This is a genomic window from Paractinoplanes rhizophilus (assembly GCF_042664765.1).
Classification (GTDB): Bacteria; Actinomycetota; Actinomycetes; order Mycobacteriales; family Micromonosporaceae; genus Actinoplanes; species Actinoplanes rhizophilus.
Genome location: NZ_JBHTBJ010000014.1, coordinates 169272 through 188066, shown reverse-complemented (window position 1 = coordinate 188066; position 18795 = coordinate 169272). Strand labels below are relative to the sequence as shown.

Sequence of the window (18795 nt, the reverse complement as noted above, 5' to 3'; positions counted from 1 at the left end):
GGGCATCTCCGGCGCGATCCAGCACCGGGCCGGCATGCAGACCTCCAAGACCATCGTCGCGGTCAACAAGGACCCCGAAGCCCCGATCTTCGAGCTCGCCGACTACGGCGTCGTGGGTGACCTGTTCGAGGTCGTGCCCCAAGCGGCGGAGGAGATCCGCAAGCGGCAGTAGGCTGACGGCGTGGATCACGAGGAACGCATCGCGCTTTTCATCGACTACGAAAACCTCGCGATCAGCGCGCGGGAACACCTCGGCACCGCGTTCGAGCTGCGCCCGGTCGCCGACGCGCTGGCCGAGCGGGGCCGCGTGGTGGTGCGCCGGGCGTACGCGGACTGGTCTTTCTTCGATGCGGACCGTCGCATGCTGACCCGGTCGCATGTCGAGCTCATCGACATGCCGCAGCGCCTGGGCGCCTCGCGCAAGAACGCCGCCGACATCAAGATGGTCGTGGATGCGCTCGAGGTGGCGTTCGAGCGCAACTACATCTCGACGTTCGTGCTGTGCACCGGCGACAGCGACTTCACCCCGCTGGTGCACAAGCTGCGCGAGTTGAACAAGCGCGTGATCGGCGTGGGCGTCGAGAAATCGACCTCCGCGCTGCTGCCGCCCGCGTGCGACGAGTTCCTCTACTACGACCGCCTCGAGGGCGTCCTGCCGGTGGTCGCGCCCGAGGCCCTCGAGCCCGAGGCGGTCGAGCCTGAGGCGGTCGAGGCGCCCCCGGTGCGCGACGAGAACGCGCTTTCCGGCTTGGTCGCCCAGACCGTGGCCGGTTTGCAGAGCAGCTCGAGCGGCCCGGTCACGGCCTCCACTCTCAAGCGCACCTTGCTGCGCAAGGACCCGACGTTCAACGAGGCCGACTACGGCTTCCGCGCCTTCGGCGAGCTGCTGCGCCATCTGGCCGGCATCAACGTCGTCGAGTTGGTCCCCGGCTCGGCGAAGGGCGACCCCGAGGTGACCCTCCCGGAAAGCGGCGACCGCGAGCAGGCTTTCGCCCTGCTCCGCTCGGTGGTCGCCGACCTGGGCGGCGCGGTGGCGTTGTCCGGCCTGAAGAACAAGGTGCGCAAGGTGGTCCCCGACTTCAGCGAGAAAAAGCTGGGCTACCGCAGCTTCCTGCAGTTCTGCAAGGCCGCCGCCACCAACGGCGCGGTGTCGCTGAAGTGGAACGACGACATCGACGATTACCAGCTCACCGCGCCCTGACGCGGTCGTGCGGGCGACTCTCCTAGCGGCCCGGTGAGCGAGGTATTACCCTGCGCTACAGGGCACGGGAATATCGGGGACGATTGTCCATGTCGGAGGCGACGTGACGGATGCTGTCGGCAGCACGATCTCGAATCCGCTCCGGGTGCTGGTGACCGGGGGTACCGGAACACTCGGAGAGGCTGTTATCCAGGCATTCGCCAAGGCCGGCCATCGCACGTTCTTCCAGTTCTGCCGGAATGATCAGAACGCCACGCGCCTCACCGACACCCTCGGTGCGACCGGATTTAAGATCGACTTTTCCGCGGACTTCACCCTTCCGATGTCGGATTTCGACGTACTGGTCAATTGCGCGGGCATCAACATCTCCCGGGAACAGGCCCACGGAGTTGATCCACTGATCTGGGACAAGATGATGCGAGTCAATGTCACGGCGCCGTTCCTGCTGTCCCAGGCCGTTCTCCCGGGCATGCTGAAACGCGGCTGGGGACGGATCATCAACGTCGGCTCGATCTACAGCCTGCGCGGCGCGATCAATCGCGCGCCCTATGTGGCGTCCAAGCACGCGCTCAGCGGCCTGACCAAGGTGATGGCCCTTGAGTACGCGAACACCGGCGTGACCTGCAACGAGATCTGCCCGAGTGCCATCGATTCGGACATGATCCATCGAATCGCCGAGAACAACGCCCGCGCCCGCGGCATGAGCGTCGACGACATCCTCGACGAATATCGCACCATGAACCCGGTGGGGCGGATGGCCACCGCCGGGGAAGTCGCGTCGGCCGTGCTCTATCTGGCCGGTTCGGAGGCGGGATTCATCAACGGCGCCTCGATCCCGGTCGACGGAGGCCAGATTGTCTGATGGCTGATCAATCCCTGGGCAAACGGATACAGTTCGGCATCTGGAGCGACGGCCCGGTTCCCGCGGAAGAGCTCGAGCTGCGGCTGAAGGAGCACGGTCAGCAGGCCATGATCCTCACCGCCGACCGGGACACCTTGGTCGACTGCTTCGTGGTGCTGACCCGCAACCGGCCGACGGCGGCACAGCGGGCGGTCCTGACCAGGCTGGCCAACCGGGCGACAGTGACGATCGCCGCGGAACGCTCCGGCCCGGCGCCCGAGGAGCCCGGGGGCTGGCCGCGCGACGTGACCCTGGAGTGGAACGGCCAGATCAGCGAGCTCACCACGCTCGCCGCCGACCTGATGAATCTGGTCCGGCCGACCGGCCCGGTCTTCAGCCGGCTGCCGAAGCTGCAACCCATCGACGAGCCCCTGCCCGGCACGGACGTGGCCGCGAGCCGCGAGGTCCTGGTGGAGACGCTGAGCGGCGAGGTGCGCCCGCGCGTCGTCCCGGTCGCCCGGGCGCTGTGGAACGAGCTACGCGAGAACCGCAAGGCGGTCAGCCGGACGGACTACAGCTTGCGCCGGCTGGCCGGGTGGGCGGCGGAACCGGGCAGCCGCGCCTTCGTCAACGTGCGGCTGAGCCGGCGCGAGGATCTCACGTCGTCGTTGACCAGGCCGGTGTCGCTCACTCACGTCATGGGAGACCCGCAGACCCGGCCGCTGGTCATGTTGCTGGGCGAGCCGAGTGCGGGCAAGAGCCTGCAGCTGCGGTACTACGACGCCTTCGCCGCCCTGCGCCACCTGGAGCTGCGGTCGGATGCCGAGCAGGTGCCACCGACGTTCTACGTGGCCCTGGCCGATCAGCCCGCCCGGCCCAACATCTCGCTCGACTGGTTGCGGCAGCGTTGGGGCGCCACGGTCGACGTCGGCCGGTGGTGCGACTTCGGTGTGTTCCTCGAGGACGGCGGCACGGTTCTGCTCGACGGGCTGAACGAGGGGGGTGTGCGGGGGCTCGAGCCGGAGCAGTGGATGTCCCAATGGCGGGACGTCATCCAGGAACTCTTCGAACGGGGCGCCGGGAAGGTGGTGGTCAGCTGCCGTACCCGGGACCAGGCGGTCCAGATGAACGTGCCGCGCGACCGCGAGCCCACCAAGGTCACGATCCTGCCGCTCTCGCGCGAAGAGATCATCGCGATTGCGACCGAACGCGAGGTTGGCATGGCGCGGCGGCTCGACCGGGCGTTCACCAGGGATCCCGGCCTGATCGAGCTGTATTCGAGCCCGGTACGCCTGCAGTCCTACCTCGGCTCCGGAGCGCCCTGGGTGGCAACCACCAGCACCCGGCTGTTCGGCGTCGAGCTGTCGGCGGCCATCGTGCGGGAGTGGAGCCACGACGTTCCCCAGCGCAAACCGATTCCCGGACGCCAGGCGAGCACGCTGGAGACCATCGCGCAGTCCAACCGGGATCCGTGGCCGGTGCTGGAGACGATCCCGCTGATCCGCGGCCTTGGCCAGCTCGCGAAGGAGCTGTCGCTGCCGGCGTCACCGAACGGCAAGGCACGCCTCGCGATGTCGCCGGGTGACGCGGGCGAGTTCCTCGCCCGCGCCATCCGCCAGGTCGACGACCGGCCGGTGACGCCTCAGGAGGCCCTCGAGACGGCCAAGGACCTGCACGTCCTCTGGCTCGACCAAGACAAGATCCGGTTTACGCATCCGTCTGTTCAGCACCTGTTCGCCGCGATCGGATGCACCCTCGAGGAGCTGGCGGGACTGGCCGAGCAGGAGCGGGAACGCGCGCTCCAGGACGGCGCCGACCCGGCACCGGCTGCCCCGCCGAGTTACGCCCACCATCGGTACGACGAGCTGTTCCAGTTCGCCGCCCAGCGCCGCGGCGTTGAGGTGCCGGATCGTCTGCTCGCGGTGGATCCGGTCCTGGCCGCCCGGGTGTTCATCGCCATCGGCCGGGACGTGCCGGACGACGCGATTCGTGACCGCATCGTCGCCAGCCTCCGCGCTCAGTTGGACAAGATCTTCGTCCCGCCGGTCCGAGCCGGCATCCTGGCCGCGCTCGGCGATCTCGGCTGGTCCCTTCCCGCGGCCGGCGAAGGCGGCCGGGGCGCGACGATGCTCGTGCCGGGCCGCCGTTGGACATTGGGCCGGCCGGCGGACCCCGCTACCGACGAGCGCAACGTGCACAGCGAAGCCAGGGACATCGAACTCGCCCCATTCCGTATCGCGCGCTTCCCGGTCTCCAACGCGGAGTATGCGACCTTCGTCGAAGACGGCGGGTACGAGGATCAGAGCCTCTGGCCGCCGGAGGGCTGGGAATGGCGTACCCGCCAGCGCGCCCAGCAGAAATTCGTGGCCGGCTGGCAACGCCGGCAGGCCCGCCTGCAACGGGATCATCCGGCGCGGACCATCCAACTCCTGCGCGAGGGGAAGGCAACTCCCGCCGGGGCGGCCGCCCTCGTCCGTTTCGCCAAGATGACCGAAGGTGAGATGTTCGCCTATGCCCGCGCACTGCAGGAGCAGCCGCTGACCGCACCGCGGTTCTGGCAGAGAAAGCCGTTGCGTAATCGGCTGCAGCCCGTTGTCGGAGTGTCCTGGTTCGAGGCGAATGCGTTCTGCGCCTGGCTGAGCCGCCGGATCGGCGCGGTGGTGCGGCTGCCCAGCGAAAGTGAGTGGGAGGCCGCCTGTCTGCATTCCTGGGGCGTCACCGGTACGACCGAGATCGACGATAAACTGGTTCCTGGGTTCGCCAACACCCGTGACCGGCAATGGTCGGCCACCACTCCGATCGGGGCGTTCGCGACGCTGAGTCAAGCCCGCCGCAACCTCGCGGTGGAAATGCTGGGAAACGTGTTCGAATGGGTCTTCGATTATTACTCCCCTGGCGATCACAACCGCCGCATAGTCAAGGGCGGCTCGTGGCGGCACGACAACTGGCGTGCACACCCGGCGTACCGTGGGCGCGGGGACGTCGACTCCCAGAACGAGGATCTGGGATTCCGTTACGTGATCGCGGAGGGGTTGGCATGAGCAACGACGAGACCACCGGCAAACCGCATGATGACAGCATGCGCGGCAGCCCCATCGACGATCCGATCGGGGAGATCGCTCTGCTCGCCGAGGACAAAGATTCGGATGACGCGGAGATCCTTGGCAAACTCGAGGAGCTCGGCGTCGACCTGACTCCCGACGAGATCTTTGCGGTGCTCGTTCGTTACGACACACCGGACGTCCTGGGCTGACACTTCCGAGTGTCCTTTTGTCGTTTTCCCGTCATTACTGCCGCGGACGTGTTTCGTTGATGTCCTGTGACGACAGCGGGACGAGGGCACCAAAGTCCGGGTTGAACACCTTCGGTAACAACCGTGGGTCTATCCTCGATAGACCATCCCTTCCGAACCGGATCGCGCGTATCCTGTCGCCCTCACTATGCGGAGTCAGCGGAGGTTTACGTGCTCGATGAGGTGGGCTCGCGGCGGCGGCTTCGCCGGTTGGTGCCGGGCGATCGGCCCGCACTGTGGCTGCCGCTGGACGATGGCCTGATCTCCGGGCCCGAGGATCACCTCCGCGACGTCCGCACGCTCCTGCACTGCGATGTCCTCGAGCACGTGACGGCGGTGCTGGGATTCCGCGGCGTGCTCGTCGCCGCCCATGAGGCGCTGCTGGACACGCCGTTCGTGATGAACCTCAGCGCGAGCACCACGATGGGGGAACACACCCGGAAGGTCCCGGTCGGGAGGGTGCGGGACGCGATCAGCGCCGGGGCCGACGCGGTCGCCTGTCACGTGAACATGACCTCGCCTTACGAGACCGAGCAGCTGGAGATGCTGGGCCGCCGCGTCGACGAGGCGCAGGAGTACGGGCTTCCCGTGGTGGCTTTCGCCTACCCGCGCGGTCGTGCCGAGGACGGCACCGACGACAACTACATCGCGATGCGGTCGGCGGAGCCGGAAAAGTTCACCGCGCTGGTACGCCACTGCGTGCGAGTTGCCGTTGAACTCGGCGCCTCGGTGGTGAAGACCATCTACACGGGGTCGGAGGAGACCTTCGGCAGCGTGGTCGAGTCGGCAATGGGTGTCCCGGTCCTGATCGCCGGCGAGAAGCTAACGGATGAGGGCGCGGCGATCGAAAAGGCGCGCGGCGCCGTGAAGGCCGGGGCGGCTGGTGTTGCCTATGGCCGCCAGATCTTCGCCCGGCCCGACCCGCTGCCGTTTTTGCGCAAGCTACGCAGCGTGCTGGACGACGAGCACCACGCGGTCGCGCATGAGGCACAGGCGCTCTAGCGATCCTCCCAGCGAAGCGTTCGGGCCGTCTCCGGCGGCGGGCCCGGCTTGCTGATCCGCTTCAGGGACCCTCCGCCGCGCCGAATCCACGAGCGGGCATACGAGTCGACGATCGTGAGAGCCACGTCGGCGGCACGACCGTCCAGCGACGCCGGCAACAGCAGCCCGCGGGTCTCGCCCGGCCCCAGCTCGAGGCGCTCGGACGAGGCTGTGTCCGGGACCAGCGCCTGCACCGTGACGGCTGCTTCGTTGCTGTTGCGCACGAGGGCTCGCCGCGGGTTGATCCACCAGATGCTGACCCGGGCGACCTGACTCCGGCGCCGGTCCTCTCCGGCCCGGAAGTACGTGAACGCGGCGAGCGCCAGCGACGCGCTGGTCAGACCCGAACTCACCCAGGATGACACGCTTCCCACGTCCGCCATGGGCCGAGGGTACGAAACTGGCGGTGGATGTGAAACCAAGCTAGTGCGGCCGCGCCGCGGGTCCGGCGCCGCCCGGGGTCAGGCGGAAGATGCGGAGCTTCCGGTGGGACGCGCGGGTGCGGTAGGTCTCGTAGCCCGGCCACTGGTCGACGATCAGCTTCCAGAGCCGGTCGCGCTCCTCGCTCTCGGTCTCGCGGGCGGTGACCGGCAGCTCCCGCCCGCCCAGGGTGACCCGGGCGGCCGGGTCGGCGCGCAGGTTCCAGGCCCAGGCGGGATCCTTCTCGCCGCCCCAGTTCGAGGCGATGACGATCAGGTCGTCGCCGTCCCGGAGATACTGCAAGGGCTGGCTGCGCGGCAGCCCGCTCCGCCGGCCGGTCGTGGTGAGCATCAGCGACGGGGCCATGCCCAGCGCCACCACCCGCCCACGGGTCACCCGGGCGATCCACCGGTCGGCCGTCACCATCCGCCGGGCCACCGGCGTGAACCCGGGCCACGACCCGATCGCGCGCCACATCCTTCGCCACATCGGGAAAGGATCGCACGTCACCGCGCGGACAGTGGCATGCTCATCGCACGCCGAGGAAAGCCCGCGCGTTCGCGGTCAGCAGCTTGGCGCGCTGCGACTCGCTCAGGAACGAGGCGTTGCGGACCACCGCGCCGGCCGGTCGTTCGCCCAACGGGTACGGGTAGTCGCTGCCCACCACCACGCGGTCCTCGCCCATGGTGTCCACCAGCAACCGCAACGCCGGCTCGCTGAACACCACCGAGTCCACATAGAAGCGGTCGGTGTACGCGCTCGGCGGCATGGTCGACCGGCCGCGCACGAGGTCGCCCCGCCGCTCCCAGGCGTTGTCGGCCCGGCCCAGCCAGTACGGGAAACTGCCGCCCCCGTGGGCGAAGCAGAGCCGCAGCGACGGCGGCACCCGGTCGAGCACCCCGCCGAGGATCAGCGCCAGCGCCGACAGGTGGGTCTCGGCCGGCATCCCGGTCAGCCAGCGCGCCATCCACCGGTCGAGCCGCGGGCTCTCCGGCATGTCCCACGGGTGCACGAAGACCGGCGCCCCGACCGACGCGCAGTGCTGGAGGAACTCCACGATTCCCGCGTCGTCCAGGTCGCGGTCGCCGACGTGGTTGCCGATCTCCACGCCCACGTGGCCCGCGGCGAGGCAGCGGTCCAGCTCGGCGCAGGCGGCCGCCGGGTCCTGCAGCGGCACCTGACAGAACGGAATGAGCCGGGAATCGCCGCCGGTCACCGTGAGCGTCAAGTCGTTGAAGACCCGCGACAGCCGCACCGCCTGATCCGCCGGTCGGTCGTACCCGAAAAACACCGGCGTCGGCGAAACCACCTGGCGCGCGACGCCATCGGCGGCCATGTCCGCGAAGCGGACGGCCGGATCCCAGCAGGACGAGTCGATCCGCCGGAACTCGCGATCGCGGATCATGATGATCGCCTCGCGCTCGGACTCGACCTTGAGCCAGGGCCAGCCGTCCCCGCCGCACGCCACGGCGAGGTCCGGCCAGCCCTTCGGCACGACGTGCGTGTGCACGTCGATGACGTCGGACGAGGTCATCAGCCCTTGCCCGGATGCAGCGCGCCGCAGTTGTCGCAGGTGCGCGCCTTCTCGTCTTCGTAGAACGCGGTGAACACCGGCGGCAGGTCGGCGACGATGTCGCGGACCTGCAGCTCCACCTCGTGCACCAGCGCGTTGCACTCGAAGCAGTACCACTGGAACTTCTCCAGCGTGCCCTCCTCGCGCACCCGCTCGACGACCAGCCCGATCGAGCCGGCCTCGGGCCGCTGCGGCGAGTGCGGCGTGTTGCCGGGCAGCACCCACATCTCGCCCTCGCGGATGTGCACGTCCTTCGGGCCCTCGGGGGTCATCGTCTTGACGTGCATGTTGCCCTTGACCTGATAGAAGAACTCCTCGTACGGGTCGACGTGGAAGTCGGTGCGCGAGTTCGGCCCGCCGACCACCATGACGATGAAGTCGGAGCCGGTCGGGAACATCTGCTTGTTGCCGACCGGGGGCTTGAGCAGGTGCTTGTTCTCGTCGATCCAGCCGGGGAAGTTGATCGGGTCGGTCGTCATGGCTGTGCCTCCTTGCGCAGGATCGCTACCGCTTGCATCTCGATGAGCAGGTGAGGATGGGGCAGCTGGTGAACCGCCACTGTTGTCCGAGTAGGCCCGGTTTCGTCGAAGTAAGAGGCATAGATCTCGTTGTATCCGCCAAAATCGTTCATATTGACCAGATAGGTCGTCACCTGAACAAGGTCCGCCAAGGACGCCCCGACGTCGCGCAAAATGTCGGAGATGTTGGAGATGACAGCCCGGGTCTGTTCGCGAATGTCGAGCGCGGTGGTCCCCATCGCGTCCACCGAGGCGCCGGCGATCGTGTTGTCGGGGCGCCGACTGCTCGTCCCACTCACGAAGACGAAGCCACCGGCCACCTTCACATGCGGGAACCGCCCGCGTGGCGTGGCCTTCCCGGACACCACCCGCGCCGTCACGAGGAGGCCTTCAGCGTCGCGGTGCCCAGCTTCTCGACCTCGACGCGGACCACGGCCCCGGGCGTCACCGGCACCGCCGCGGTAGCGGCCCCCGCCAGCACGATCCAGTCGTCCCGCAGCACCCCCGCCAGCCGCTTCGCCTCGGCAAAGGCCCGCCGCGGATCCCCGAGGATCGCCGCCGTCGAGCCGATCTCGACCACTCGCCCGCCGACCTCGAGCAGCACGCCGAGGTTGTCGATGCCCTCGGGAACGGGCTGCCAGTTGCCGACCACGAACCCGGCCGCCGACGTGTTGTCCGCGATCACCTCGGGCAGCGTGAACTTGAAGTCCCGCCACCGCGAGTCGATCACCTCGAGAGCGGGCGCGACCGCCGCGATCTCGCCGCCGCGCACCAGGAAGGCCACCTCCGGCTCGACCTTGGCGTGGATCCGCTGGGACAGGTCGAGCGTTCCGCCGTCCGGGATCCGCATCGCGTCGGTGAGTCGGCCCCAGATGACCTCGTGCACGCCCATCTGCCGCATCTTGGCCCGGCTGGTCAGCCCCAGCTTGACGCCCACCGCCGTCTCGCCCCGGGCCAGCCGCCGGTCGACGACCTCCCGCTGCACCGCGTACGGGTCGTCGGTCGCGAACGAGCCCGACGTCAGCTCGGTGACCCCGGTGAGCGCGTCGTCGAGCGCCGTCGCGAAGTCAGTCATTCTTCTTCTCCCGGACGAGATCCAGGGCCACGTCCACGATCATGTCCTCCTGGCCGCCGACCATCCGGCGGCGGCCCAGCTCGACCAGGATCGTGCGCACGTCCACGCCGTACGTGTCGGCCGCGGACTCGGCGTGCCGCAGGAACGACGAGTACACCCCCGCGTACCCCAGCGACAGCGTCTCCCGGTCCACCCGCACCGGCCGGTCCTGCAGCGGCCGCACGATGTCGTCGGCCGCGTCCATCAGCGCGAACACGTCGCACCCGTGCTTCCAGCCGTTCAGCTCGGCCACCGCCGCGAACACCTCGAGCGGCGCGTTGCCGGCCCCCGCGCCCATCCCGGCCAGCGACGCGTCCACCCGGTACACCCCGTGCTCGACGGCCACGATGCTGTTGGCCACGCCCAGCGACAGGTTGTGGTGCGCGTGGATGCCGATCTCGGTGCCCGGGTCGAGGATCTGCCGGTACGCGTCGGCCCGCTCGGCCACGTCGGTCATCGTGAGCCGCCCGCCGGAGTCGGTGATGTAGACGCAGTGCGCCCCGTACGACTCCATCAGCTTGGCCTGCTTCGCCAGCTCGGCCGGCGGGCTCATGTGCGACATCATCAGGAACCCGGAGACGTCCATGCCGTTATCCCGGGCCCAGCCGATGTGCTGGGCCGAGATGTCCGCCTCGGTGCAGTGCGTCGCGATCCGCACGCTGGTCACCCCGAGGTCGCGGGCGGCGCGCAGGTCGGCGATTGTGCCGATCCCGGGCAGCAGCAGCGTGGTCAGCCGCGCCTGGGTGAGCACCGAGGCGGCCGCGCTGATCCACTCGGCGTCGGTGGCCGCGCCCCGCCCGTAGTTGATGCTCGACCCGGCCAGCCCGTCGCCGTGCGCCACCTCGATCGCGGCGACCCCGGCGGCGTCCAGCGCCGCGGCGATCTGCCGTACCTGATCGACGGTGTACCGGTGGCCGATGGCGTGCATGCCGTCCCGCAGCGTCACGTCCTGCACGTAGATCTCGGTCACTGCGCCACCACCATCCGCTCGGCGGTCCGCACCGCGGCCGAGGTCATGATGTCCAGGTTCCCGGCGTACTCGGGCAGGTAGTGCCCGGCCCCGGAGACCTCCAGGAACACCGAAACGAGCAGCCCACCGTCGATCTCGCGGAACTGCACTTCCTGCTTGAGGCGGTAGCCCGGCACGTATTGCCGCACCTCGGCGACCATCGCTTCCACCGACGCCACGATGGCGGCTTGGTCGGCGGAGGACGGGCAGAGGCAGTAGACCGTGTCACGCATCAGCAGCGGCGGCTCGGCCGGGTTCAGCACGATGATCGCCTTGCCGCGACCCGCGCCACCGATGACCTCCAGGGCCCGGGCGGTTGTCTCGGTGAACTCGTCGATGTTCGCGCGCGTCCCCGGCCCCGCCGACTTCGACGCGATCGAGGCCACGATCTCCGCGTAGGACACCGGCGTCACCGCGGCCACCGCCGCCACGATCGGCACGGTCGCCTGGCCGCCGCAGGTCACCATGTTGACGTTGCGCTCGCCCGGGTGGGCCGCCAGGTTGACCGGCGGCACCACGTACGGCCCGACGGCGGCGGGCGTAAGATCCACAACCTTCACCGGGTACGCCTTGAGCACCTCGTCGTTGTGCCGGTGCGCCCCGGCCGACGTGGCGTCGAAGACGATCCCCACGTCGGCGAACTCGGGCAGCGCGACCAGCCCCTCGACGCCCTTGGCGGTGGTGGCGATGCCGAGCCGCTTCGCGCGGGCCAGCCCGTCCGAATCGGGGTCGATGCCCGCCATCGCCACCATCCGCAGCTCCGCGGAGGTGCGCAGCACCTTGAACATCAGGTCGGTGCCGATGTTGCCCGACCCGATCACGGCCACGCCGACCGTCATGGTTGCCCCTCCTTGGTGAAGTTCGCGCGCACCGAGCCCAGCCCGGAGATCCGCGCCTCGTAGGACGCGCCCGCCGTCGCCGGCACCATCGGCCCGAGTGCGCCGGAGAGCACGACGTCGCCGGCCCGCAGCGGGCTGCCGGCGGCGGCCATCGTCGAGGCCAGCCAGGCCACCGCGTGCAGCGGGTTGCCCAGGCAGGCCGCGCCCGCGCCGACCGAGACCGGCTCGCCCGCGTGCTCCAGCACCGCCCCGCACAGCCGCAGGTCCACGTCGGCGATCCGGCGCGGCGTCGTGCCGAGCACGTACATCCCGCTGGAGGCGTTGTCGGCCACCGTGTCCACGATGGTGATGTCCCAGCCGGCGATCCGCGAGTCGACCACCTCGATGGCCGGCAGCAGGAAGTCGGTCGCCCGCACCACGTCGGCGACGGTCACCCGGCCGTCGAGCAGGTCGGCGCCGAGCACGAACGCCACCTCGGCCTCGACCCGCGGCTGCAGCAGCGCGCCGTGGTCGATCTCGGCCCCGTCCGGCACCGCCATGTCGGCCAGCAGCACGCCGAAGTCAGGCTGGCCGACGCCGAGCTGCCGCTGCACCGAGGGCGCGGTCAGCCCGATCTTGGCGCCCACCCGGCGGCGTCCCGCCTTCTCCCACGCCTCGACCTGGGCCCGTTGCGCCGCATAGGCGGCGTCGATGTCGCCGAGCGGGATGAATCGCTCGCGCACCGGGGCGATCGGCTTCCGGGACGCGTACGCGTCGAGCAGCTCCTCGACGACGGTCATGACATGTCTACACACACGTTGGTGTACTCCGAGTAGAAGTCGAGCGAATGGCGGCCGCCCTCGCGGCCCACCCCCGAGGCTCGCATGCCGCCGAACGGCGTGCGCAGGTCTCGCAGGAACCAGGTGTTCACCCAGACCAGGCCGGCGTCGAGCCGCGCACCGGCCCGCAAGGCCCGGCCCACATCGCGGGTCCACACCGTGCCGGCGAGGCCGTACGCGCTGTCGTTGGCCAGCGCGAACGCCTCCTCCTCGTGGTCGAACGGCGCGACGTGGCAGATCGGCCCGAAGATCTCCTCGCGGACGGTCCGGGCGTCCTGGCCGAGGCCGGTGATCACGGTGGGCTCGATGTAGGAGCCGTTGTCGCGGGCGTCGCCCAGCTCCGGCACCCCGCCGCCGGCCAGCACGGTGGCGCCCTCCTGGCGGGCCAGGTCGTAGTAGCCGAGCACCTTGTCGCGGTGCGCCTTGGAGATCAGCGGCATGGTGCCGGTGCCCTCGTCGGTCGGCCAGCCGTAGGTCAGTTCCTTCGCGGCCCGGGCGAGCCGCTCGACGAACTCGTCGAAGACCGGCCGCTGCACGTACAGCCGCTCGGTGCAGAGGCAGACCTGCCCGCCGTTGGTGAAGCTGGACCGGACGCTGCCGGCCACGGCGGCGTCCAGGTCGCTGTCGGCGAAGATCAGCCCGGCGTTCTTGCCGCCGAGCTCGAACGACACCGCCTTCACCCCGGCCGCGGCGTTGCGCATGATCGCCGAGCCGGTGGCCGACTCGCCGGTGAAGGTGATCGCGTCCACGTCCGGGTGGGTGGTCAGCCACTCGCCGGCGGCGTCCGGGCCGTGGCCGTGCACGAGGTTGAAAACCCCCTCGGGCACGCCCGCGGCGGCCATCGCCTCGGCCAGCACGGTCGCCGAGGCCGGCGTCTCCTCGCTCGGCTTGACCACGACGGCGTTGCCGCAGGCCAGGGCGGGCGCGACCTTCCAGGTGAGCAGCAGCAGCGGCAGGTTCCACGGCACGATGATCGCGACGACGCCCATCGGCTTGCGGATCGCGTAGTTCAGCGCCCGGCCGCCGCCCGCGGTGGCGGTGGTGAACGACTCGGTGCCGGTGGCGGCCACGATGTCGGCGAAGGCCCGGAAGTTCGCGGCGCCGCGCGGGATGTCCAGGGTGCGGGCCTGGGCGATGGTCTTGCCGGTGTCGGCCACCTCGGCCTCGACCAGGTCGTCGAACCGCTTGTCGAGCTCGTCGGCGATCCGGCGCAGCATCGCGGCGCGCTCCTGCTCGGTCGTGCGGCCCCACGGCCCGCGCACGGCCCGCTTGGCCGCCGCCACCGCGTCGTCGACGACGCCGCGGTCCGACTCGGTGACCGTGCACACCTGCTCGCCGGTGACCGGGGAGAACTTGGCGAAGGTGCCGGCCGGCTCGCGGAACTCGCCGGCCACGAAGTTGCGCAGGACCTTCATCGGCGCACCGCCTTGGCGATCAGGGCCGCCGCGGCCACGCCGGCCGCCGCCGCCACCGCGGCCAGGGCCTGGTGCTGGCGGCGGACCCGGCGGCGGACCGTCGCGTACGGCGTGGTGGAGAACGAGACCAGCTCGTATCGGGAGACGTAGACGCCGGGCAGCAGGCGCTCGAGGGTGTGCTCGACGCGCTTGCCCAGCTTGAACAGCGGGTCGGCCACCTTGTCGCGCATCTCGACGAAGTTCGCCAGGGCCATCTCGGCGATCGCCTCGCTGTTCTCCCGGCGGTTCTGCTCGTAAAGCGGCAGCGCGGCCGGCCAGTCGTCGCCGGTGGCCTCGAGGCAGCGGTCGAGCTCGACCACGTCCTCGAACGCGGCGTTGGCGCCCTGACCGTAGAACGGGACGATGGCGTGCGCGGCGTCGCCGATCAGCGCCACCTTGCCGAGCATCTGCCACGGCCCGCACCGGACCGTGCCGAGCAGCCCGACCGGGTTGTGCCGGAAGTCGCCGGGCAGGTCGGGGATCAGCTCCAGCAGGTCGGGGTAGTTCTTGCGGAAGTGCCGCTCGACCGCGGCCGGGCTGCCCAGCGAGGCGAAGCTGCCGGTGCCGCCGTTCGGCCAGAACAGGGTGCCGGTGAACGAGCCGTCCGGGTTCGGCAACGCGATCATCATCGAGGTGCCGCGCGGCCAGATGTGCAGCGCGCCCGGGTCCAGCGCGAAGCCGCCGTCCCGGGCCGGGATGGTCAGCTCCTTGTAGCCGTAGTCGAGGAAGCTGACCTCCTCGTCGAACGCGTCCCCGGCGTACGCCAGAAGCAGCCCGCGCGTCGCGGAGCCGGCGCCGTCGGCACCCAGAATGATGTCCGCCTTGGCCTGACTGCCGTCGGCGAAGCCGAGCGTCCCCGCCTCCGGGTCGAGCTCGGTGAGCGGATGGTCGAAATGGATGGTCACGCCCGGCGTCGCCGCCGCCGCGTCGAGGAGCGCGTTGTTGAGCGCGCCCCGGCCGATCGAGTTGATCGCCCGGTCCCCGGAGATGCTGTACGGCTGGAAGTTCGGCGCCCCGCCGAGCGGATGCACCATCCGGCCGCGCATCGGCAGCGCGTCGGCGAGCACCTCGTCGGCCAGCCCGATCCGGCGCAGGGCGTCGATGCCCCGCTCGGAGAGGGCCAGGTTGATCGAGCGCCCGCGCTCGGCGCCGGTGACCCGGGGGTCGGGGCGGCGCTCGTAGACGTCCACCCGGTAGCCGCGGCGGCCCAGGTAGCAGGCGAGCAGGCCGCCGGTCAGCCCGGCGCCGACCACGGCGACGTGTGCCTTCTCCTTTTGCGGGCTCATCGGATCTCCTCCACGCAGGCTGCCAGGGCATCGGCTGCCCGGCGGCAGTCCTCGTAGGTGGAATAGAGCGGCACCGGCGCGAACCGGATCACGTCCGGCTGGCGGGCGTCGGCGATCACGCCGTGCTCGAAGCGCAGCCGCTTGGTGAGCGCGCCGGCGTTGCCCTCGTGCAGGCGTACCGAAAGCTGGCAGCCGTGCCGCTCCGGCTCGCGCGGCGTGAGCACGCTCAGCGGGCGCGTCGCGACCACCTCGTCGAACAGGCCGCGCAGGTAGCCGGTGAGCCGCAGGCTGCGCTCCCGCAGGGCGGGCATGCCGACCTCGTCGAAGATCCGCAGCGACGTGCGCACCGGGCCCATCGCGAAGATCGGCGGGTTCGACACCTGCCAGGCGTCGGCGCTGCGCGGCGGGCGCGAGGTGGGGGTCATCTCGAACCGGGTGGCCGGCTCGGTGCTCCACCAGCCCTCGAACCGGTTGAGGCCGTCATCGCCGTGGTGGCGCTCGTGCACGAAGACGCCGGCCAGCGCGCCCGGCCCCGAGTTCAGGTACTTGTACGAGCACCAGGCCGCGAAGTCGGCGCCGGCCTCGTGCAGGTTCAACGGGACATTTCCGGCGGCATGGGCGAGGTCCCAGCCGACCACCGCGCCTCTCTTCCGCGCTTCCGCGGTGATCGCGGCGATGTCCATCAGCTCGCCGGTCAGGTAGTTGACGCCGCCCAGCATCACGAGGGCCACCTCGTCGGTCACCGCGTCGAGCACGTCTTCGGTGCGGAGGGTGTCCTCGCCGTCGCGGGGCTTCAGGCGGACGACCGTCTCGTCGGGGTCGAGGCCGTGGAACCGGGCCTGGCTGCGTACCGCGTAGCTGTCGGACGGGAAGGCCGCGTCCTCGATGACGATCCTCGTGCGGCGGCCGGCCGGGCGGTAGAACGACACCATCAGCAGGTGCAGGTTGACGGTGAGCGAGTTCATCACCACGACCTCGGACGGCAGCGCGCCGACCAGCCGGGCCGCCGGGGCGGTCAGCAGCTCGTGGTACGGCAGCCACGGCCGCGCCGCGTCGAGGTGGCCCTCGACGCCGAGCCGGGCCCACTCGGCCAGGTCCTCCATCAGCTCGACCCGGGTGGCCTTGGGCTGCAGGCCGAGCGAGTTGCCGGCGAAGTAGGCCACCTCGGGATGGTCGCCGCCCTCCGCCGGGGGGATGTGAAAGAGGTGGCGGTGACCGGGGTCGTCGATGTCAAGATCCATTACATGTCCGTCCGTGCGATCCACAGCTCCGGGAAGACGGTGCGGTTCATGCTGCGCTGCAACCAGGCCAGCCCGTTCGATCCGCCGGTGCCGGTCTTGGCGCCCATGGTCCGCTGGACCGCCTTGAGGTGAAGGTACCGCCAGTCGCCGAAGCGGTCGGCCACCTCGGTCAGCGCCTCGCCGAGCATGCGCAGGTGGTTGTCGGGCCCGTCGGTGCGGTAGATGTGCACCCACGCCTCGGCCACGGTCGGATCCGGCTCGTGCTCTTCCTGGAAGTCGCGGTCGATCGACTTGGCGTCGATGTCGTGGCCGGCGCGCGCCAGCAGACGGATCACCTCGTCCCACAGGCTCGGCTCCTGGATCGCGGCGGTGAGCTCGTCGAACGCCGGCGACCCGCGGAACGGCCGGATCAGGGCCCGGTTGCGCAGCCCGAGCGCGAACTCGACCTGCCGGTACATCGCCGACTGGAAGCCCGAGCCCTCGCCGAGCAGATCCCGGAAGCGGTTGAAGTCACCCGGGGTCATCCAGCGCAGCGTCTGCCACGCCGCGTTGAGCCCCTCCAGGTGCAGCGCGGCGCGCCGGAGCGGCGCCAGCGCGGGCCACGGCCGATCGGCGCGCACGTGATCGCGCGCCTGGGCCAGCTCGTGCCGGATGAGCTTGAAGTACAGCTCCATGATCTGGCTGACCACCAGGAACGACATCTCGCCCGGGTCGCCGCTGATCGTGCGCTGAAGCGTGTGCAGCGTGCTGGCGTGGACGTAGGAGTCGTAGGGCACGCGCTGCCCGAACTCCAGGGTCGGCTGCCCGCCGTTGCGAGCCGCCCGCTCGTCCCGCTGCGCCGCGGTCGTCGTTTCCACCGCACCATAATTCGCCGCGGACGCCTCCCGCGGAATGCCGATTCAACGGTCATGACCACTGATTACCCGCGACTTCGGGCTAGATTCGCGAGATCGGATTTCGTTCGGAAGGTGGCCGCGGATGGACGCGATGGACTGGGCCCTGCTGCGCGAACTGCAGGACGACGCGCGGCTGTCGTACAGCGAGCTGTCCCGCCGGGTGCACCTCTCGCCGCCCGCCGTCGCCGAGCGGGTACGCCGGCTCGAGGAGACCGGCGTGATCACCGGCTACCACGCCCACGTCGACCTGGCCAAGACCGGGCGCGCGGTGGTCGCGATCATCCGGATGTCCTGTTACGGGCCGACCTGCGTGCTGCGCGACGACAAGGTGCCGACCTGGCCCGAGGTGCTGGAGATCAGCCGGGTCACCGGCGACACCTGCTGCGTGCTCAAGGTCGCGGCGCCCTCGATCGACGCGTTCGAGGAGGTGATCGACCGGCTCGGCGCGCACGGCACCCCGTCCAGCACGATGGTCCTGTCGACGCCGCTGACCTGGCAGCCGATCACGCCGATCGGTTCATGACCGGGGTGGTGAAAGTTAGGTACGATCAAACACCACAGCTCATTTCCCCCCGGGAGGTCGGCGTGCCAGCCACGGAGCAGCTCGAGGACACCCCTTCGGCGCAGGTCGGGCCGCGCATCCGCGAGTTCCGCAAGCAGCGCGGCCTGACCTTGCGCAGCCTGGCATCCCGCTCGGGCCTGTCGATCGGCTTCCTGTCCCAGGTCGAGCGGGGCATCTCGTCGATCGGGCTGACCGCGCTGGGCAGCGTGGCGAGCGCGCTGGGCCGGTCGGTGTCCGACTTCTTCGACGCGAAACCGGCCCCGCCGTACGTGCCGGTCGTCCCGCCGCTGCCCGGCCATTTCACGCTGACCCGGGCCGAGAACGCGGCCACCCAGTACGTCTCCGGCCAGCAGACTTACCGCATGCTCTCGGAGCGGGGCGCGGGCCTGGTGCTCGAGCCGATGCTGGTGCACATCGCGCCGGGCGGGCAGCGCGAGGCCGCGTACGGCCACGCCGGCGAGGAGTTCGCGTACGTGATCACCGGCGAGCTGCTCTACGAGGTCGACGGGGTGGAGCACCGGCTGCGGCCGGGCGACAGCGTGCACCTGCGCTCGTCGGTGCCGCACAGCATGTACAACGACACCGACGCGGTGACCACGGTGGTCTCGGTGGTCACCCCGCGCCTGTTCTGACCGCCCGGTTGGCCCGGCTGCCCGGTCGTCCCGGCTGCCCGGCTCGTCCGGATCGGTC

20 protein-coding genes and 1 pseudogene are annotated in these 18795 nt (G+C 70.2%); 8 read left to right on the top strand and 13 right to left on the bottom strand.

Annotated features, from left to right (window positions below):
- The 6 genes and pseudogenes from ACFQS1_RS20830 to ACFQS1_RS20805 all read left to right on the top strand — a co-directional run.
- Nucleotides 1-172, top strand: a pseudogene (locus tag ACFQS1_RS20830) (electron transfer flavoprotein subunit alpha/FixB family protein); the annotation flags it as partial.
- Between the two features lie 9 nt (nt 173-181).
- Complete coding sequence (locus tag ACFQS1_RS20825; RefSeq protein WP_378970774.1) at nt 182-1201, top strand: NYN domain-containing protein; 1020 nt, start codon at nt 182-184, stop codon at nt 1199-1201.
- A gap of 103 nt (nt 1202-1304) precedes the next feature.
- Nucleotides 1305-2063 carry an SDR family NAD(P)-dependent oxidoreductase gene (locus tag ACFQS1_RS20820; protein ID WP_378970772.1) on the top strand — a complete coding sequence of 253 codons (759 nt, stop codon included), beginning with the start codon at nt 1305-1307 and terminating at the stop codon, nt 2061-2063.
- The gene (locus ACFQS1_RS20815; RefSeq protein ID WP_378970769.1) at nt 2063-5083 is read left to right on the top strand and encodes a formylglycine-generating enzyme family protein; all 3021 of its coding nucleotides are present in this window, start codon (nt 2063-2065) and stop codon (nt 5081-5083) included. The genes ACFQS1_RS20820 and ACFQS1_RS20815 overlap by 1 nt, the downstream gene beginning before the upstream one ends.
- Nucleotides 5080-5295, top strand: coding sequence for a hypothetical protein (locus ACFQS1_RS20810; protein WP_378970767.1), 216 nt, complete (start codon nt 5080-5082; stop codon nt 5293-5295). The genes ACFQS1_RS20815 and ACFQS1_RS20810 overlap by 4 nt, the downstream gene beginning before the upstream one ends.
- A gap of 210 nt (nt 5296-5505) precedes the next feature.
- Complete coding sequence (locus ACFQS1_RS20805) at nt 5506-6336, top strand: beta/alpha barrel domain-containing protein (protein ID WP_378970765.1); 831 nt, start codon at nt 5506-5508, stop codon at nt 6334-6336.
- Here ACFQS1_RS20805 and ACFQS1_RS20800 read toward each other — a convergent pair.
- Genes ACFQS1_RS20800 through ACFQS1_RS20740 form a run of 13 tightly spaced genes read right to left on the bottom strand, consistent with a single transcriptional unit; the run spans nt 6333 to nt 17540 of the window.
- Nucleotides 6333-6758, bottom strand: a complete 426-nt coding sequence (locus ACFQS1_RS20800) for a hypothetical protein (protein ID WP_378970763.1) — start codon at nt 6756-6758, stop codon at nt 6333-6335. The two genes, ACFQS1_RS20805 and ACFQS1_RS20800, sit on opposite strands and share 4 nt — an antisense overlap.
- A 40-nt stretch (nt 6759-6798) precedes the next feature.
- Nucleotides 6799-7284 (bottom strand): nitroreductase/quinone reductase family protein, encoded by a 486-nt coding sequence (locus tag ACFQS1_RS20795; protein WP_378970761.1) that lies wholly within the window; start codon nt 7282-7284, stop codon nt 6799-6801.
- 40 nt (nt 7285-7324) lie between these two features.
- Nucleotides 7325-8329 carry an amidohydrolase family protein gene (locus ACFQS1_RS20790; RefSeq protein ID WP_378970759.1) on the bottom strand — a complete coding sequence of 335 codons (1005 nt, stop codon included), beginning with the start codon at nt 8327-8329 and terminating at the stop codon, nt 7325-7327.
- Nucleotides 8329-8847: a 3-hydroxyanthranilate 3,4-dioxygenase gene (locus ACFQS1_RS20785; RefSeq protein ID WP_378970756.1), complete on the bottom strand. Its 519-nt coding sequence runs from the start codon at nt 8845-8847 to the stop codon at nt 8329-8331. The genes ACFQS1_RS20790 and ACFQS1_RS20785 overlap by 1 nt, the downstream gene beginning before the upstream one ends.
- A complete protein-coding gene (locus tag ACFQS1_RS20780) occupies nt 8844-9266 on the bottom strand; it encodes a RidA family protein (protein ID WP_378970754.1) in 423 nt (140 codons plus the stop codon). Before ACFQS1_RS20780 ends, ACFQS1_RS20785 begins: the two co-directional genes overlap by 4 nt.
- Nucleotides 9263-9961 (bottom strand): 2-keto-4-pentenoate hydratase, encoded by a 699-nt coding sequence (locus ACFQS1_RS20775; RefSeq protein ID WP_378970752.1) that lies wholly within the window; start codon nt 9959-9961, stop codon nt 9263-9265. Before ACFQS1_RS20775 ends, ACFQS1_RS20780 begins: the two co-directional genes overlap by 4 nt.
- Nucleotides 9954-10970, bottom strand: coding sequence for a 4-hydroxy-2-oxovalerate aldolase (gene dmpG, locus ACFQS1_RS20770; protein WP_378970749.1), 1017 nt, complete (start codon nt 10968-10970; stop codon nt 9954-9956). The genes ACFQS1_RS20775 and dmpG overlap by 8 nt, the downstream gene beginning before the upstream one ends.
- A complete protein-coding gene (locus ACFQS1_RS20765; RefSeq protein WP_378970746.1) occupies nt 10967-11848 on the bottom strand; it encodes an acetaldehyde dehydrogenase (acetylating) in 882 nt (293 codons plus the stop codon). Before ACFQS1_RS20765 ends, dmpG begins: the two co-directional genes overlap by 4 nt.
- Nucleotides 11845-12627: a 2-keto-4-pentenoate hydratase gene (locus ACFQS1_RS20760; protein ID WP_378970744.1), complete on the bottom strand. Its 783-nt coding sequence runs from the start codon at nt 12625-12627 to the stop codon at nt 11845-11847. The genes ACFQS1_RS20765 and ACFQS1_RS20760 overlap by 4 nt, the downstream gene beginning before the upstream one ends.
- On the bottom strand, nt 12624-14081 hold the full coding sequence (locus ACFQS1_RS20755) for a 2-hydroxymuconic semialdehyde dehydrogenase (RefSeq protein ID WP_378970742.1): 1458 nt from the start codon (nt 14079-14081) through the stop codon (nt 12624-12626). Before ACFQS1_RS20755 ends, ACFQS1_RS20760 begins: the two co-directional genes overlap by 4 nt.
- Nucleotides 14078-15406 carry an FAD-dependent oxidoreductase gene (locus ACFQS1_RS20750; RefSeq protein ID WP_378970739.1) on the bottom strand — a complete coding sequence of 443 codons (1329 nt, stop codon included), beginning with the start codon at nt 15404-15406 and terminating at the stop codon, nt 14078-14080. The genes ACFQS1_RS20755 and ACFQS1_RS20750 overlap by 4 nt, the downstream gene beginning before the upstream one ends.
- The gene (kynU, locus tag ACFQS1_RS20745; protein ID WP_378970737.1) at nt 15403-16647 is read right to left on the bottom strand and encodes a kynureninase; all 1245 of its coding nucleotides are present in this window, start codon (nt 16645-16647) and stop codon (nt 15403-15405) included. Before kynU ends, ACFQS1_RS20750 begins: the two co-directional genes overlap by 4 nt.
- Nucleotides 16647-17540: a tryptophan 2,3-dioxygenase gene (locus ACFQS1_RS20740; RefSeq protein ID WP_378970786.1), complete on the bottom strand. Its 894-nt coding sequence runs from the start codon at nt 17538-17540 to the stop codon at nt 16647-16649. Before ACFQS1_RS20740 ends, kynU begins: the two co-directional genes overlap by 1 nt.
- An 85-nt stretch (nt 17541-17625) precedes the next feature.
- Here ACFQS1_RS20740 and ACFQS1_RS20735 point away from each other — a divergent pair, with 85 nt between their 5' ends.
- Nucleotides 17626-18066 carry an Lrp/AsnC family transcriptional regulator gene (locus ACFQS1_RS20735; protein ID WP_378970735.1) on the top strand — a complete coding sequence of 147 codons (441 nt, stop codon included), beginning with the start codon at nt 17626-17628 and terminating at the stop codon, nt 18064-18066.
- Nucleotides 18067-18128: 62 nt separating this feature from the next.
- The gene (locus ACFQS1_RS20730; RefSeq protein ID WP_378970733.1) at nt 18129-18737 is read left to right on the top strand and encodes a helix-turn-helix domain-containing protein; all 609 of its coding nucleotides are present in this window, start codon (nt 18129-18131) and stop codon (nt 18735-18737) included.
- Nucleotides 18738-18795: the final 58 nt, after the last annotated feature.